At 75.8% G+C, this 16179-nt stretch carries 16 protein-coding genes; 7 read left to right on the top strand and 9 right to left on the bottom strand.

Annotated elements, in window-relative coordinates:
* Positions 1–3 precede the first annotated feature (3 nt).
* Positions 4–906 (top strand): alpha/beta fold hydrolase, encoded by a 903-nt coding sequence (locus QRT03_RS20070; RefSeq protein WP_286054796.1) that lies wholly within the window; start codon positions 4–6, stop codon positions 904–906.
* Here QRT03_RS20070 and QRT03_RS20065 read toward each other — a convergent pair.
* Positions 888–1580 carry a response regulator gene (locus QRT03_RS20065; RefSeq protein WP_286054795.1) on the bottom strand — a complete coding sequence of 231 codons (693 nt, stop codon included), beginning with the start codon at positions 1578–1580 and terminating at the stop codon, positions 888–890. The two genes, QRT03_RS20070 and QRT03_RS20065, sit on opposite strands and share 19 nt — an antisense overlap.
* Positions 1577–2791, bottom strand: coding sequence for a sensor histidine kinase (locus tag QRT03_RS20060; protein ID WP_286054794.1), 1215 nt, complete (start codon positions 2789–2791; stop codon positions 1577–1579). Before QRT03_RS20060 ends, QRT03_RS20065 begins: the two co-directional genes overlap by 4 nt.
* 126 nt (positions 2792–2917) lie before the next feature.
* Between QRT03_RS20060 and QRT03_RS20055 the strand changes: the two genes are divergently transcribed.
* Both QRT03_RS20055 and QRT03_RS20050 read left to right on the top strand, forming a co-directional pair.
* Positions 2918–3415, top strand: a complete 498-nt coding sequence (locus QRT03_RS20055) for a hypothetical protein (RefSeq protein ID WP_286054793.1) — start codon at positions 2918–2920, stop codon at positions 3413–3415.
* A gap of 147 nt (positions 3416–3562) precedes the next feature.
* Positions 3563–4264 carry a response regulator gene (locus QRT03_RS20050; RefSeq protein ID WP_345783269.1) on the top strand — a complete coding sequence of 234 codons (702 nt, stop codon included), beginning with the start codon at positions 3563–3565 and terminating at the stop codon, positions 4262–4264.
* Here the strand turns inward: QRT03_RS20050 and QRT03_RS20045 are convergent.
* Together QRT03_RS20045 and QRT03_RS20040 are read right to left on the bottom strand one after the other, a co-directional pair.
* Positions 4207–5499, bottom strand: a complete 1293-nt coding sequence (locus QRT03_RS20045; RefSeq protein WP_286054792.1) for a GAF domain-containing sensor histidine kinase — start codon at positions 5497–5499, stop codon at positions 4207–4209. The two genes, QRT03_RS20050 and QRT03_RS20045, sit on opposite strands and share 58 nt — an antisense overlap.
* Entirely contained in the window at positions 5496–7616 is a 2121-nt protein-coding gene (locus QRT03_RS20040) for a histidine kinase (protein WP_286054791.1), read from the bottom strand. The genes QRT03_RS20045 and QRT03_RS20040 overlap by 4 nt, the downstream gene beginning before the upstream one ends.
* Positions 7617–7785: 169 nt before the next feature.
* Here QRT03_RS20040 and QRT03_RS20035 point away from each other — a divergent pair, with 169 nt between their 5' ends.
* From QRT03_RS20035 to QRT03_RS20025, 3 genes are read left to right on the top strand one after another with little or no spacing between them, the layout of a single operon-like run.
* The gene (locus QRT03_RS20035) at positions 7786–8388 is read left to right on the top strand and encodes a hypothetical protein (RefSeq protein ID WP_286054790.1); all 603 of its coding nucleotides are present in this window, start codon (positions 7786–7788) and stop codon (positions 8386–8388) included.
* Positions 8385–8840: a nuclear transport factor 2 family protein gene (locus tag QRT03_RS20030; protein ID WP_286054789.1), complete on the top strand. Its 456-nt coding sequence runs from the start codon at positions 8385–8387 to the stop codon at positions 8838–8840. The genes QRT03_RS20035 and QRT03_RS20030 overlap by 4 nt, the downstream gene beginning before the upstream one ends.
* A complete protein-coding gene (locus QRT03_RS20025) occupies positions 8837–9013 on the top strand; it encodes a hypothetical protein (RefSeq protein ID WP_286054787.1) in 177 nt (58 codons plus the stop codon). Before QRT03_RS20030 ends, QRT03_RS20025 begins: the two co-directional genes overlap by 4 nt.
* A gap of 21 nt (positions 9014–9034) precedes the next feature.
* Here QRT03_RS20025 and QRT03_RS20020 read toward each other — a convergent pair whose 3' ends face one another.
* From QRT03_RS20020 to QRT03_RS20005, 4 genes are all read right to left on the bottom strand, one after another.
* On the bottom strand, positions 9035–9871 hold the full coding sequence (locus QRT03_RS20020; protein ID WP_286054786.1) for an FHA domain-containing protein: 837 nt from the start codon (positions 9869–9871) through the stop codon (positions 9035–9037).
* Positions 9872–9932: 61 nt separating this feature from the next.
* Entirely contained in the window at positions 9933–11882 is a 1950-nt protein-coding gene (locus QRT03_RS20015) for a serine/threonine-protein kinase (protein ID WP_286054785.1), read from the bottom strand.
* A gap of 61 nt (positions 11883–11943) precedes the next feature.
* The gene (locus tag QRT03_RS20010; protein WP_286054783.1) at positions 11944–13647 is read right to left on the bottom strand and encodes a serine/threonine-protein kinase; all 1704 of its coding nucleotides are present in this window, start codon (positions 13645–13647) and stop codon (positions 11944–11946) included.
* Positions 13640–14134 carry a hypothetical protein gene (locus QRT03_RS20005; RefSeq protein ID WP_286054782.1) on the bottom strand — a complete coding sequence of 165 codons (495 nt, stop codon included), beginning with the start codon at positions 14132–14134 and terminating at the stop codon, positions 13640–13642. Before QRT03_RS20005 ends, QRT03_RS20010 begins: the two co-directional genes overlap by 8 nt.
* Before the next feature lie 186 nt (positions 14135–14320).
* Between QRT03_RS20005 and QRT03_RS20000 the strand changes: the two genes are divergently transcribed.
* Positions 14321–15121 (top strand): hypothetical protein, encoded by an 801-nt coding sequence (locus QRT03_RS20000; RefSeq protein WP_286054781.1) that lies wholly within the window; start codon positions 14321–14323, stop codon positions 15119–15121.
* A gap of 94 nt (positions 15122–15215) precedes the next feature.
* Here QRT03_RS20000 and QRT03_RS19995 read toward each other — a convergent pair whose 3' ends face one another.
* Positions 15216–16145, bottom strand: a complete 930-nt coding sequence (locus QRT03_RS19995; protein ID WP_286054780.1) for a LysR family transcriptional regulator — start codon at positions 16143–16145, stop codon at positions 15216–15218.
* Positions 16146–16179: the final 34 nt, after the last annotated feature.

Below are 16179 nucleotides of genomic sequence, written 5' to 3'. Positions count from 1 at the left end.
GCCATGACCACCGCCACCGACGCCCTCGACGACGACCGCTGGGTCCCCGCCGGGTTCACCCGCGACCGCCTCACCACGAACGGCACCACGCTCTCCGTCCTGCACGGCGGTCGCACGGGCGGCCCCGTGATCGTCCTGCTGCACGGCTGGCCGCAGACCGGGCGCGCCTGGCGCCACGTGATGGGCCCGCTGGCGCAGCGGTACACCGTCGTGGTCCCCGACCTGCGCGGTGCCGGCGACAGCGACCGCCCGCTCGAGGGCTACCGCAAGATCGACCAGGCCGACGACGTCCGCGGGGTCCTGGAGGCGCTCGGGCTCGCCGGACCGTCGGTGGTCGTCGGGCACGACATCGGCGGGATGGTCGCGCTCGCGTGGGCGGCGCGGTACCCGGACGAGGTCGCGGCGCTGGTGACCCTCGACGTGGTCCTGCCCGGCCTCGGGCTGGAGGAGGCGATGGACGTCGCGCGCGGCGGCATGTGGCACTTCGGCTTCTTCATGCAGCCTGGCATCCCGGAGATGCTGTTCGACGGCCACGAGCTGGAGTTCTTCACCGCGACGTTCACCGCGCTCAGCAACCCCGGCACGTTCGACGAGGCCGACCTCGCCTGGCACGCCGCGGCCTACCGTGGCCGCGACCGCCTGCGCGGCGGCTTCTCGCAGTACCACGACCTGCTCACCGACGGCGCCGACAACCGCGCGATGCTCGCCCGCGGGCCCCTGACGATGCCGGTGCTGGCCGTCGGGGGAGCGGGGCGGGTCGCCGAGGAGGTCGGGCGGGAGCTCGCCCCGCACACCAACCGGCTGACCTCCCGGGTCGCGCCGACGGGGCACTTCGTCGCCGAGGAGGCCCCGGAGTGGCTCCTCGCCGCGCTCGACGACCTGTCCGCTCAGCTCACCACGCCGTGACGCCAGGCCCACGCGACCAGCGCCGGCCGGCCGTCGACCGCGAGCTTGGAGATCAGGTGGTTCACGTGCGTCTTCACGGTGGCCTCGCTGACGACCAGCTTCGTCGCGACCTGCTGGTTGGACAGCCCCTGGGCCACCAGTCGCAGGGTGTCCACCTCCCGGGCGGTGAGGCCCTCGGGGATCTCCGGCTCCGGCGGCGCCGCGGCCGGTGAGCCGGCCTCGATGGTCGAGCTCCGCTGCGCTGCGTCTCCGGCCAGCGACACGAGCCGCTGCTGGACGGCGGCGTCGAGCACCGAGCCGCCCGCGGCCACCGTCCGGATCGCCGAGCACAGCGCCTCGCCGGTGGTGTCCTTGGTGAGGTAGCCGGCGGCGCCCGCGCGGAGGGCGGGCAGGACGGCGTCGTCGTCGGCGTAGGTGGTGAGGATCAGGACGCGGACCTCGGGCGCCCGCCGCCGCACCTCGGCGGTGACCTGCGCGCCGTCCAGGCCGGGCATCCGCAGGTCCACCAGGGCGACGTCGGGGTGCTCGCGGACGATCGTCTCGACCGCCGCGAGGCCGTCCGGCGCCGTTGCGACCACGGTCAGGTCGTCCGCGGCGCCCAGCAGCATCGACAGCCCGTCGCGGACGACGGCCTGGTCGTCGGCGAGCACGATCCCGATCACCGACGTCGTCACGCCATCAGCCTGCCGGACACCGGGACGCGCAGCACCACCCGCCACCCGTCGTCGTGCGGGCCGGCCTCGACGGTGCCGCCCACCAGGGCCGCACGCTCCCGGAGCCCGACCAGGCCGTTCCCGCCCCCGACCCCGACGGCGGGTGTCCCGATCGGGGCCGTGTTGGTCACCGTCGCCTCCACGGTGTCCGGGCCCGCGGTGACGGTGACGCCGGTCCGGGCGCCCGGGGCGTGGCGGCCGGCGTTGGTGAGCGCCTCGCGGACGGCGGCGAACACGGCTTCGCGGACCTCCGGGGCGGTCCCGTCGAGATCGCCGTCGACGGTCAGCCCGGCGTCGTGGCGGTCGACGAGCGCCTGCAGGTCGGGGGTCGTCGGGGCGGGCGTCGACCGGAGGGCGGCGACGGCCTCCTTGGCCTCGGCGAGCCCGGACCGGGCGAGGTCCGCGGCGGTGTCGACGGAGGCGACGACGGCGTCGTCGGGACCGAGCCGCTTCGCGAGGACGGCCCGGATCGCCTGCAGGTGCAGCGAGAGCCCGGACAGGCTGTGGGCGAGGACGTCGTGCAGGTCGCGGGCGATCCGGGCCCGCTCCTGCGCGGCCGCGCCGGCGATCTCCGCCTCGCGCAGCGCGTCCCGCTCCGCGAGCAGGGCGACGACCCGGGCGTGCTCGCGGTGCAGGCGGGCCCGGTTCAGCGACTGCGACGCCAGGACCGGGATCGACAGGCCGAGCAGCAGCCCCCACGGCGAGCCGACAGAGAGCGCGAACACCGCCGACAGGGCCACCGCGGCCACGACGGCGAGGGTCCAGACCAGGCGCCCGTCGAGGACGACCCGTCCGGCGAGCCCGGCCGCGATGAACACCGTGGCGTAGCCCGCCCCGGCCGGGCTCAGCGAGGTGGCGACGAGCCCCGACAGCGCGCACAGGACGAGCAGCAGCGTGCGCCACGCGTCGCCCGGCGCCTGCTCGGTGGCGATCCGCGGGTCGCGCGCGGCGGCCACGGCGCAGAGCGCCCCGACCAGGACGACGGCCCCGCCCGCGATCGCGCCGGGGGTCAGCGGCCAGACGGTGCCGGCGATGACGGAGAGCCACAGCAGCGGTCGCAGGGCCTGCCCGAGCCCCGCCAGGCGGGAGCCCGCCTCGGAGCGCGGCACCCCCGCCGTCTGGAACGCGGGGCGGGGCGGGGGTTCCCGGTGCCCGGTGGTCGTGGCGGTCACGGGGCCGAGTCTGGACCCGTTCCCCGCCGGACACACCCGTTCTCCACCCCGTCTCCACCCGTGGGTCGACGTGCCGGGACCGCCGGCGGACGACCGTACGGAGCACACCAACGGGAGGGACGGATCATGAACGGGACGTTGTCGGCGGTGCTCGGGATCGCGGTGCTGGTCTGGGTGGTCTACAACCAGCTGCGGGTGCGTGAGTTCACCCCGCGCCGGGTGCGGGTGGCGGCGGTCCTGGGCGTGATCGGGCTCGTGCAGGTCGCGTCGGCGGCGGCGGACGCCCCCGTGTCGACCCTCGGCTGGACGCTGCTGGTCACCGGACTCGTCGTCGGCGGCCTGCTGGGTCTGCTGCGGGCGCGGACGATGAAGCTCTGGGTCGCCGACGGGACGGTGTTCACCCAGGGCCACTGGGGCACCGCGGCGCTGTGGATCGTCGGGATCGCGGCCCACGTCGGGCTGGATCTCCTGGCCCGGCTCGTCGCACCGTCGGCGGCCACGGTCAACGCCGCGAGCATCCTGCTGTTCGTCGGGGTGAGCCTCGGTGCCCAGGGTCTGGTGACGATGTCGCGGGCGCGGTCGCTCCCCGGTGCGCCGGCGATGACGCTGGAGCGGGTGCGCTGACCACCCGTTGTTGAGCGAAGGGCACCTTCGGTCGATCTATTCGACCGAAGGTGCCCTTCGCTCCGCGGGGGCCGGGTTGGCGAAGGGCGCCCACGGCCCGTCTATCCGACCGAGGGGGCCCTTCGCTCGGAACCGGGGGAGACCGGAGTGGCGCTCCACTACCGTGACGGCATGCCGCTGCGGGTGGTGATCGCCGAGGACGGCGTTCTCCTGCGCGAGGGCCTCACGCTCCTGGTGCAGGCGCGCCCGGAACTCGAGCTGGTCGCGGTCTGCGAGGACCTGCCGACGCTGCTCGACGCGGTCGCGGCGGACCCGCCGGACGTCGTCCTGACCGACATCCGGATGCCGCCCACCGGCACGGACGAGGGCCTCCGGGCCGCGCGACGGTTCCGGTCGTCCCACCCGGACCTCGGGGTCGTCGTGCTGAGCCAGTACGTCGAGCCGGACTACGCCTCGCAGTTGTTCGAGGACGGATCCCGACGCCGCGCCTACCTGCTCAAGGAACGGGTGTCCGACGTGGAGCAGGTCGTCGCGGCGATGCGCGAGGTCGCGGCCGGCGGGTCGGTGGTCGACCCGCGGGTCGTCGAGGAACTGGTGGCGGCCCGCCGGCGGGGCGGGGACGGGCCGCTCTCGCGCCTGACCGAGCGCGAGCTCGCGGTGCTGGCCGGGATCGCGCAGGGCCGCAACAACGCCGCGATCGCGGAGGCGCTGGTCCTCACGGTGCGCGCGGTGGAGAAGCACATCAACGCGATCTTCGCGAAGCTGGGCCTGGCCGCGGACCCCGGTAGCCATCACCGGGTCCGGGCCGCGCTGCTCTTCCTGGCCGAGTCGTCCGGCGCCGGCGGTTGAGGGCACGCGGCGGGTGACGGCACCCGCATCGTCAGGACGGTGCCCCCGCCCGGGCCCGACTCCACGCGGAGGCCGCCACCGACCGCGGCGAGCCGGTCCTCGATGCCGGCCAACCCGGTCCCGCGGTGGTGGGCGCCGGGGGCGAGGCCGCGCCCGTCGTCGGCGACCACGACCTCGAGGGCGTCCGCCCGCTCGAGCAGCCGGACGTCGACGCGCGCGGCCCCGGCGTGCTTCGTGACGTTCTGGAGGGCCTCGAGGACCCCGAAGTACAACGCGCTCTCCTGCGCCGGATCGCGGCGTCCCGGCGCCGGGCCGTGGATCACGACCGGCACCGGCGCGACGGCGGCCGCGTCCCGGAGGGCCGGAGCCAGCCCGTCCGCGTCGAGCACCGGCGGGTGGACCCCGCGCGCGAAGTCCCCGAGCGCCGCGAGCGCCGTCGCGGTGTCCGCGGCGGTCCGGGCGACGAGCGCCGCCGTCCGAGGGGCGCCGCGCAGGGCGGCCCGCCGGCCGAGGTCGTCGAGCCGCTCCCGCACCGCCGTCAGGGGCTCCGCAGCGCGGACCCGCACGTCGCGGCCGAGCAGGCGCCGCACCTGGTCACCGCTCTCCGCGAGCCGACGGCGGGAGGCCTCGAGCGCACGGACCTGCCGGGCGAGGTCGGCGGTGAGCAGGTTCGTGCGCAGTGCGAGCCCGAGCCCGCCCGCGACCGCCCGCAGCAGGCGTTCATCCGCGGGACCGATGCCGCGGGCCCGGCTCTTCGTGATCGACAGGGCACCGAGGACCTCGCCGTCGTGGACGACCGGCACCCGACGGGAGACGCCCTCCGCCGGCTCGCCGGCGACGGTCGCCGGGGGCACGGGCCAGCACGCCACGGGGCGCAGCGTGTCCCCGTCCCCGGCCCACACCGTGACGCCGGCGGCGCCGGTGCCCGCGGCGAGCCGCTCGGCGACGCGGTCGAGGGGGAGCGCCGCACCGGGAGCGGGCGGGAGCGCGCCCAGCACCTCGTGCGGGGCCGCGCGGCGGCCGAGGACGACCTCCGCGGCCAGCCGGCCGGCCCACCCCCGGAGCCGCGGCACGATCAGTGCCACCCCGACGGTGCCCGCGACGAGCACCGGGAGCCGCGTCGCCGCCTCGCCACCGACCAGCGCGGCGATCGCGAGGGCGGCGACGTACACCCCGATCACGACCACCGCGAGGATCGCCCCGGCCAGCGCCCGGGTCGCCACCAGCGACCTCACGACGCGGCACCCGCCAGTGCGGCGGCCCTCGTCGCGTCGGTCCGGTGCGTGGGCACCCGGCCGGTCAGGGTCGTGACGGCGCCGCGGGTCTCCACGCACAGGTCGCCCTCGAGGACGTCCAGCCGGTCCCGGACGAGGGCGAGGTCCGCCGTGTCCTCCCGGTCCCCGTCGCCCGGCGCGTCGGTCGCGCCGCTGACGCGGAAGACCAGCCCGTCGTCGTCGGTGCGGACGACGACGTCGAGCCGGTCCCGCGCCGTGCCCGACAGGTGGGCCACCGAGCCGAGGACCCCCAGGTAGACCGTCGTCTCGACGTCGGTCGGGAACCGTCCGGCCACCGCCACGTCCAGGGCGATCGGCACGGGGGCCAGACGCGCGGCGCTGCGCAGGGCCGCGAGCAGCCCCTCGGTCGCGAGCAGGGGCGGGTGGAGGCCGCGGGCGATCGTCCGCACCGCCTCCAGGACGTGCTGGACGTCCGCGGAGACCGCGTCGAGGTCCGCGGCGAGGTCGGGAACGGACTCGGCGCGCGCGGCGTCAGCACCGATGCCCAGGAGGAGCCGCAGGACGACGATGCGCTGCTGGGCGCCGTCGTGGAGGTCGCGCTCGCGGCTGCGTCGCTCCGCGTCCTGGGCGGCGACGAGCCGGACGCGGGAGGCCGCCAGCTCCCGGGCCCGCTCCTGCAGCTCGATCTGCAGGCGGCGGTGTCCGAGCAGGAGCGCCGCACCCGCGGCGGCGCCGCGGACCAGCCGCCGGTCGGCGGCGCTCACCGACTCGCCGCGTGCCTTCACGAGCGACAGGGCGCCGAGCGGCTCGTCGCCCTCGGGGACGCGGACGACGAGGTCGGCCTCGATCTCGTCGGGGTCGGCGACCGCCGCCGGGGTGTCGTCCTCGTCGGTCGAGCCGTGCGCCCAGGGACGGAACTCCGCGCCGACCCGGATCCACAGCACCACCGCCACCGCGCCCGTGCCGTCCGCGAGCAACCGGGCCAGACGGGCCGGGCCGCGATCGTCCGCGGTGGCCGCCAGACCGGCGTTGAGCTCGGTGAGGACGTCGGCCGGATCGGCCCGCCGTCCGTGGACCACGTGGTCCGCGAGCCGCTCCAGCCGGGCCCGCAGGGGCTCCACCGCGAGCGCGACGATCACCGTCACCGCGATCGAGAGCGGCAGGGTCGTCCCGGACCGGCCGACGACGGCGCCGACGCCACCCACGACGACGACGTAGAGCGCGGTCACGAGCGCGGCGAGGCCACCGAACACCACGGCCTTCGAGAGCACGACGTCGATGTCGTAGAGCCGGTAGCGCAGCACCGCGACACAGGCGCCGAGCGGGATCAGGACGAACACCCCGGCCGTCACGAAGGCGAACACGCCCTCGGCGACCGGGGACCCCGTGACGACGATCCCGACGACGAGCGTGCCGAGCAGGGCGGCCGCGGCCGCGGCGAGCCAGCGGAGCTGATGCCGTTCGTCGGCGCCGGCGCAGCGGTAGCGCAGGACCTGCGAGAGACAGCCGAGGAGGAAGCAGACGATCATCAGCGGCGAGAAGACGGCCTCCAGCACGTCGCCGAGGCCGCGCAGGTCACCGTCGAGCGGTGCGAGGTTCCCGGGCGGCACGCCGGTGTCGTGCCCGCCGAACCGGCCGGTCACGAAGCCCGCCGACGCACCCAGCAGGGCGGTCACCGCCGCGAGCCGGACGGCCCACCGCCATCGCCGGGACAGGAGGTGCCCGGTCGGGAAGATCAGCAGCACCGTCGTGAGCAGGCCGGAGACCGCCGCGGTCTCCAGAGCGGCCGCCACCCCGCTCGACCAGGACACCGTCCGCCCCACGAGCCCGAGCCGGATCGCGACGATCGCGCTCGGGACGAGGGTGCCGAGGCCGAGCGCCAGGAACGCCCACCCGACCCGGTGCCGCGGCCGGTGGACGCCGATGACCGACCCGGCGACGAGGAACGCCAGGTACGCCACCTGCCACACGCCGTCGGTGTCCTCGAAGGACGCTCCACCCGGGATCACGATCAGCACGACGACGACGAGGGCGCAGATCGACCCCAGGACCGAGAGCGCGATCACGACGCGACGCGCGACGTCGTCACTGCGCTCCCGCCCGATCGCGCCGACCATTCCGCGGATTCTTCGGCACGGTCCCGGCGCTGCGAAGGGGAGAAACCCCCCGATTCCGGGGGTGCCTGCATCCTCGGGCACCCGCCGGTCGACACCCTCGTGACCGGTCGCGCCGTTCCCGACACTTCTCGCCGACACATTCCGCAGGACGACGGGACGAGGAGTGCCGATGACGACACGCGCGCAGACACCGAGAACCACCCACCGGTCCGCCGGCGGCCTCTGCATGGTGGGCGCGGCACTGCTCACCGTGCTCGCGGTGACCGAGATCGGCTCCGCGGTCGGCCCACCCGTGCCCGGCATCGACCCGTGGATGGGCCTGGCCGCGCTCGGGATCGTGCTGACCGGCGCGGGCGTCCTGGAGACGGCGCGGGCCCGGCTCGCGGGCCCGGGACCCCTCGCCACGACCGGCGCCGTCGTCGCGCTGCTGGGCACGCTCGTCTTCGTCGTGGCGCACGTCCTCGCGTTCCTCGACGGCTCCCGCAGCGATTCCCCGATCTTCCCGGTCGGCCAGGTCCTCCAGGCCGTGGGCATGGTCGTGCTGGGCATCGCCGTCCTGTGGGGGCACCGCTGGACCGGCCCGGGCCGCGTGACGCCCCTGGTCTGCGGGCTGTACCCCGTCCTGGTCCTCATCCCGGTCTTCGCCGTGTCCGGAGCCCCGAACTTCGTCGCGATCGCCGGCTACGGCCTGACCTGGCTGGCGTTCGGCGCCGCCCTCGCGAGCACACGCACCGACGAGACACCACTTCCCGAAGGGATTCACCGATCATGAGCGCACCCACTCGCACGAATGCCGACACCGCCCGCCGGGTGTACGAGGTGTTCGGCGCCGGCGACATTCCCGGCCTGCTCGCGATGCTGTCCGAGGACGTCGCCTGGGAGAGCGACTGGGAGGACAATTTCGCCCAGCGTCCCGGCGGCCCCGCCTTCTACCGTCCGTTCTCCGGGCGGTCGAACCTCGGCCCGTTCTTCGACGCGATGGGGCGGAACGAGTTCTCGATGCTGGAACTCCGCGACGTGATCGCCGACGGCGACCGGGTCGTCTGCCGGGTGGCGCTGGCCTACACCCTGCCGGGTGGGGGCAGGTACCGCGACGAACAGCTCCACCTGTGGACGTTCGATAAGGCCGGGGCGATCACCTCGGTGCGGCACTTCCTCGACACCGCCAAGCTGCTCGCCGCCGCGGCCGGCGAGGACACCACCGTGCGGGCGGGGGACTCGTGACGGCCGTCGACGCCTACCGCTGCCCGGGCTGCGGCTACTTCGAGCGGGACCGGCCGCCCGGGGGAGCGTCGGACCACACGCACTGCCCGCGGTGCCTGACGCGGTCGGTCCTGCTCGGGACCCCGTCGGCCTTCGCCCGGAGGCACCCGGAGCTCGTGCGGAGGACCGCGTGACCGGCCACCCGTGAGCGGTGGTCAGTCCTCGTCGACGAAGCCCAGGTCGGCCAGGTCGGAGGGGCGGATCGTGCGCGAGTTCATCAGCCACAGGATGAGGTTGTGGTTGATCTGGTTGCCGAGCGGCGGGGCGATCTCCTCGGCACGCAGGCCGGCGAGGCCCTCCGCGGCCATCTCCTCCCGGATCCGGCGCACCCGGTTCTCGACGACCCGGCGGCTCCAGAGCCGGTCCGGGGCGACCTCGTCCAGCTCGGCCGCGACCTGCGCCCACGGCAGCGGGGCGGGGTCGGGCTCGAAGGCGAGGTAGCGGCGGGCCAGTGCGACCAGGACGAGGCGGTCGACCGGTGCGAGGTCGCGGCGCCGGACCCGGACGTCGTCGGTCTCGAGCCGGGCCTCGTCGTCCGCGTCGACGGGAGCGGGAGGCGGGGGCTCCCGCTCGCGGGTCACGCGGATCTCCACGAGGTAGTGCCGGCCGATCCGGGTCTCGAGGTGGACGGTCAGGTACCCCCGGCCGATCGGGACCACCTCCCCGGCACGGACCTCGCGCGCAGGTAGCCGGCAGGGGAGCGGGCCGTGGTTCGTCAGCTGCCACGTGGCCCCGTCGAAGAGCAGCGAGGCCTGAACCCGGGCGACCTCGGCGTCACCGGGAGCGAGGTAGACGTCCACCTCGGGCCGGTTGCGACCGATGAGCACGGGGCGCTCCCGGAACTCGCGTGCTCCCGGGTCGACCCGCACCCCGCCGTCGCCGGTGACCACGTAGAGCACGTCCGCCGGGTCCGTCCCGTCCGGGGTGCGCACCCGCGCGTCGGCGCCGGGCGGCAGGTGGGTCAGCGCGCGGCGGACGGAGGTCGGGGCCACCCGCCGGATCCTGCCCGGTGACGTCGTCCGCGGCGCGACCGGAGGGCACGACTCCCGGTCGTCAAATCGTCAGGTCGCCGACCGTGAGCGTGGTGTCGGAGAGCAGGAGGACCCGGCGTCCGTCCGGGGTGATCGCGACGCCCCCGGAGCCCGGCGGCGTGGGCACCGTGCTCCGGGTGGCCCCGGAGACGGCGTCGACGAGGGAGAGCGCGCTCGACGCGGGGGGACTCCGCCGGTCCTGCGCGACTGCGAGCACCCGCCCGTCGGGCGTGCCGGCGAGCTCGTAGGGCGCGCGCAGCGATGCCTCCGTGCGGATGCGTGCGGTCCGGCTGCGCGGGTCGATCACGTCGACGCCCGCCCGGGCCGGGTCGTCGTTCTGCACCACGACCCGCAGCGTGCCGTCCGGGAGCCCCACCATCGCCGACGGACTGCGGGGCGTCGGGATCCCGGTCACCGGGCCGCCGTCGAGCGGGATGACGGCGATCGTCCCGCTGGTGGGGCCGTCGATCCCGCCCGAGCTGGCCACGTAGAGCGTGGTCCGGTCCGGGGAGAGCACCATCCCGTCGGGCCGGGCGTCGACCGGGATCGTCCGGACGACCTCGCCGGTCGCCACGTCGAGCGCGGAGACGGTGGTCCCCGGCTCCTGCGTGGTGCCGTGGTCGCCCACGTACACCGTCCGGGAGTCCGGGGTGAAGAGCACGCGACCCGGCTCCACGCTCCGGTCCAGGCTCGTGCTGACCCGGGTGGGCAGGTCGACCAGGGTCACGCCGTAGCCGGTCCCGTCGTCGAAGCCCTGGTTCGCGACGGCGAGGGTGCGTCCGTCCGGGCTCAACGCCATCGCGAACGCCCCGAACCGGGCCGGGAGGAAGTCCGCCTCCCGGCCGGTCGCGAGGTCGACGACGACCACACCCCGTCGCTGCAGGTCCGAGACGTACGCCCGCCCCCCGTCGGCGGCCACGATCACCGCGCTCGCGTTCCGGAACGACACCGGGAGCGGACGCAGGTTCGTGACCCCGCTCACCGGTGGCCCCGCGGCGGCAGCGGGGCCGTCGCCGGTCCCGCCGGTCGGGCGGACGAGCACGACCGCCGTCACGACGGCCACCACCAGGACCAGCGCGGCTGCGGCGACGAGCGGTCCGCGGCGCCGGGCCGGGCTCGCAGGAGGCGGCTCCGGTGCGGCGGTCGCGGCGCGGGCATCCCGTGCGGCACGCGCCAGCTCCGAGGCCGAGGCGTACCGCTCGGCGGGGTCCTTCGCGAGCGCCCGGGCGATCACGGGGTCGTACCGCGCCAGGTCCGGGCGAACCGAGCTGGGGGCGGGCACCGGCCCGAACACGTGGGCGTGCATGGCGGACAGGGCCGTGGTCGCCGCGAACGCGCGGCGTCCGCAGAGCATCTCGTGGAGCACGCAGCCGAGCGCGTACACGTCGGTCGCGGCGGTGGCCTCGCCGGTGAGGTAGAGCTCGGGAGCGGTGTAGGAGCTGGTCCCGAGCACCTGGCCGGTCTCCGTCACGCGCCCGGCCGCGGTGTCGTCGGCGACCTTGGCGATCCCGAAGTCGGTCAGGTAGCAGAAGATCCCCTGCGACGCCTCGTCGAGCAGGACGTTCGCCGGCTTGACGTCCCGGTGGACCAGCCCGGCCGCGTGCGCGGCGTCCAGGGCCTCGGCGACCTGCTCCACGACCGTGAGCGCGCGGTCCTCGCCGATGCCGTCGGGCGCGTCCGCGAGCGCGTCGGCGAGGGTCCCGCCCGTCACCAGCAACATGTCCAGGAACGGGCGCCCGTCGATCTCGCCGAAGTCGTGGATCGGCACCACGTGCGGGCACGAGAGCGCCGCGGTCACGCGGGCCTCGCGGCGGAACCGGAACTCGAAGTCCGGGCGGTCGGAGTACTCGGCGTGCAGCCGCTTCAGGGCGACGACCCGGCCGCGGCGGGTGTCGCGCACGCGCCAGACCTCGCCCATCCCGCCCCGGCCGAGCAGTTCCAGCAGCTCGTAGTCGCCGAGTCGGTCACCCACCACGTCCACCGCGTCACCCCCGTGGAGGGACGGAACTGTAGTCCACGAGCGGATCACCGCGTCACCGGATCTTGGCGTCGAGCACCCGGACCAGGGCGGGCACCGACTCCGCGACCCACCTGCGGGCGGGGACCGGCGGGTCGGCGGGCAGGTGCCAGCCGAGGGAGTAGAGGACCTGGGGCGCGTGCAGGCACAGCACCTGGGCGACGTCCCCCGGCGGCGTCACGCGGATGCCTTCCGGGTCGGGGTCGTACGAGCTGCGGTCGAGCTGCCGCGCCCCGCAGCGGGTCGTGGGCGAGGCCGCGAAGGACCCGTCGTCGGGAAAGGGCTGGGGGACCGCGTCGGACGGCGGCACCGGCGTCGCCGACGGTGCGACCGTCGGCTCGTCCTCGGCGGCGGTGTCCTCGTAGACGAGGTCGTCGACACCGCCGACGGTGCGGAGCGCGAGCCGCAGCAGGGCTGTGCCGCCCTGCGGGCCGCGGACGGTCCACAGGCAGGTGACGGCGTTGGGGGTGCGCCCGATCCGTCGTCCGTCGAGGGACAACGGGGACCGTTGCGGCGCGGGCGTGCCCACCGTCGCGCCCGGGACGGCGGCCGCGATCTCGTCCGGCGTGAGCAGGGTGCACGCGTCCGGCCAGCGCCGGAACAGCTCGACGACCTCCTCGGCGGAGCGGGGACGGCCACCGGCGGTGTCGGGGAGGTCCAGGGTCTGACCGGTGATCAGCGCCCGGGGCACCGCAGGTGGGGGAGTCGCGACCGGTGTCGGGTCGCCGGGCCGCACCAGCCACGTGATGCCGCCCGCCACGAGCAGTACCAGGAGCGCCGCCGGCACCGACCACCACCACCGCGGGGACGCCGGACCGGGAGGGGCGGCCTCCGACGGGCGGAGGGTCGGCGCGCGGTGCAGCTCCGACGACGGGTCGAACCCGGCCGCCCGACAGGCCCGCGTCGCCGCGTCGGCCAGCTCACCGCACGACGCCGGCCGGTCCGCGGGGGCCTTCGCCAGCGCGGCGGCGACGACCTCGTCGAACGGGGCGAGCCGGGGCTCCACCGCCGACGGACGTGGGGGTGGGCTCACCAGGTGGTGCTGCATCACCGCGGCGACCCCGGGACCGTCGTAGGGTTCACGGCCGGTGAGGAGGCGGTACAGGGTGCAGCCCAGGGCGTAGACGTCGCTGCCGACCGACGCGGCCGTCGCGGAGCCGAACAGCTCCGGCGCCATGTAGTACGGCGTGCCGAGGGTGGACTCGCTGCGGGTCAGGCCGCGGTCGTGGGTCTCACCGAGCACCTTCGCGATGCCGAAGTCGACCAGGTAGCAGTGGTCCCCGCCGTGGCTCGCCGCGACCAGGACGTTGGACGGCTTGACGTCGCGGTGCACGATCCCGGCGCGGTGGGCGGTGTCGAGCGCATCCGCGAGCTGCCCGACGATCCGCGTCGCGCGGTCCGCGGGCAGGCGGCCCCCGGAGGCCGCGAGCAACGACGACAGGTCCCCGGCGTCGATCAGCCGCATGTCCAGGAACGGCTCGCCGTCGATCTCGCCCCAGTCGTGGATCGGCACGACGTGCACCGAGTCCAGCCCCGCCGTGGTCTCGGCCTCACGCCGGAACCGGACCAGGAACTCGTCGTCGTGCGCGGAGGGCGTGGTCAGCCGCTTGAGGGCGACGCGCCGTCGACGGCGGGTGTCGTAGGCCCGCCACACCTCGCCCATGCCTCCGCGGCCGACGAGCTCCTCGAGCCGGTACGGCCCGAACACGGCCTCAGCCACGGGAGAACGTGACGACCGGCCGACCGCGGTCGTCGCGGCCGGCCAGCCCGGCCTGGACCCGCAGGCCGGACGAGGTGCTGAACGATCCACCGGGCCCGACACCGCTGAGCGTCGTCGTCCCGACGGTCCCGGAGGGGAAGACCACCCGCACGGCGACACCGTCGGCCCCGGGGGTCACGGTGGTGCGGAAGTCGCCCACCCGGAACGTCGACGGGCCGTCGATCGCGACCTCGCACGCCCCGTCGGCGCAGGCCTTCACGTTCGTCCCGTCCCGCGCGGTGACCACCGGGAGCGCCGCACGGGTGGTGGTGGGCGCGGGGGTCGTGGTCGGGGACGCCGCCGGCGGGAGGGCCGCGGGCGACACCGTCGTCGGGGAGGCGGGCGGGGCCGGCGGTGGCGTCGGGGACCCGCATCCCGCGACCGTGAGCGCCACCAGCAGGGCCACCCCGCCGGCGACCGGACCGATCCTCGACGTGACCTCGGGCATCGCGCGTCCTCTCCTGCACCGCGAGCCCGGGCGTCCGCCGTCGGCGCGGCTCGCGGAGCCGGCGGCCCGCCCAGCAGACGCCACCGCGGTGAGGACCCCTCCTCACCGCGGGCGGCGACGCTGCGTGTCGCCGGCCGGCACGAGGCCGCACGAGACGGTCGGACGACCGGGACCGGGAGGACCTCCGTGGACGGATCCGACGTGCTCTCCGGTGCGGAACCGCCGCCGACCCGGGTCCCGCCCCCGGCCGTGGTCTGGCTGCTGCGGGTCACGGTGGTCTATGCGGTCGTCGAGACGGTCGTGGTCGTCGTCCTCCTGTCCGGGAACCCGGGGGTCGCCCTCGCCGCGGCCGTCGCACCCGTGGTCCGCGTCGCGCTCGGGGTCGCGACCCACCAGGGCAACCGGGTCGCGCGCTGGGCCGCCATCGTGCTGAACGGCGTCGGGGTGCTGGTCGGCTTCACCTCCGTCCCGCCGTCGGCCTGGCGGGTCGAGCCCTTCCTCGCGGTCGTGAGCGTCGTCGAGGTGGTCCTGATCGCGACGCTCCTGGTGCTGTCCCTCCTGCCGTCGACGGCGCGGTGGTGCTCCCCGCGGCGTCCGCGCGTCGAGGCCGACGACGTGACCCCGGCAGACCCGGCGTCGGGAACGGGGACGTCGGTCGTCCCCCTGCGCCGCGGCACGGGCCCAACCTCGACCCGCCCGCTGGTCCTCGTTCCCGAGGAGCAGTCGCCCACCTCGGAGACCGGCGACGGGACGCGCGGCTGCCGGATGTGCGGCACCCGGTGGCACTCGTACACGGCCGAGCTCGCGGACACCGGTCAGCTGGCCTCGCGCCCCGAGGCCGACGTGGAGGCGGTCGTGGCCTGGGCGGAGGTCGTCGGGCTGACCTGCCGGGCATGCGGCGGGGGAGCGTGCCGCGACCACATGATCCGGCTCGGGGCGGAGGACGCGCGGTGCCCGTCGTGCTCCGGTCGCCTCCTCCCGGGCTGAGAGGTCGGCACGGCGACGGCGGCCCGCCGGACGACCGGGACGTCGTCGTGTGGCCGCGCGAGCGGTGACGGCCGGAAGGGCCGTGCGCCTGCCGTCACCTCACCTCGACCTCGCCGCGCTTGCGGACCGCCACGTCGCGCAGGGTGGCGACGGCGGCCCGTTGGAGGGGCGAGAACCAGCTCGTGTCCCGGGAGAACAGGCCGATGGCCTCGGCGAGGTCGGCGTCGGCGACCCGGACCGCGCGCAGCCGGCCGGCGGCGACGTCGTCGGCCACGCAGTAGAGCGGCGCGAAGCACACCCAGCCGTTGTCGGCGACGGCCCGCTTGAGGGCCTCGGCGTGGCCGAGCCGGATCACGTACGACGGCGGCGCGAGGCCCGCGGCGCGGAGCTGGCGGTCGAGGACCCGCTCGATCGCGACCCCGGCCGGGACCCCGACGAGCGGGAGTGCGGCGACCTCGGCGAGGTCGATCGTGTCGCCGGCGGGTGGTCCGTCGGGCGCGGCGCAGAGCACGATGGGTTCGTCCCAGAGCTTCTCGGCCTGGACCCCGGGCGGCGGCACCTCGTCCATCCACGTGGTGACGGCGAAGTCGACCTCGCCGGTCTCGACGCGGCGCATCGCGACCGCCGGCTCGCTGATGGAGATGGTGATGTCCGCGCCCGCGCGCTCCCGCCGCAGGTCGGTCATCAGCGGGGGGATCAGGTAGGTGCCGATGGCCATGCTCGTCGCCACCGCGAGCGTGCCGGCCGCCCCGGAGTGCAGGTCGTCGATGTCGCGCTGGGCCTGTGCCGCGCCCGCCAGCGTCTCCGTCGCCCAGGCGTAGAGCCGCCGACCCGCCTCGGTGAGCACGATCCGGCGGCCCTCGCGCACGAACAGCGCCGCGTCGACCGCCTTCTCCAACGTGCGCATCTGGGCCGACACCCAGGGCTGCGCGACGTGGAAGCGCTCGGCGGCGCGGGTCACCCCGCCCTCGTCGACGACCGCGCAGAACATCTCGAGACGACGCAGCTGCGACAGCAGTGACATACGGGAAAGCTTATCCACAGCTCCGGTTACTCGT

It is taken from the genome of Actinomycetospora termitidis (assembly GCF_030286555.1).
Taxonomy (GTDB): domain Bacteria; phylum Actinomycetota; class Actinomycetes; order Mycobacteriales; family Pseudonocardiaceae; genus Actinomycetospora; species Actinomycetospora termitidis.
Note: the sequence above shows the minus strand (reverse complement) of the source record. Positions and strands in the feature narration are given on the sequence as shown.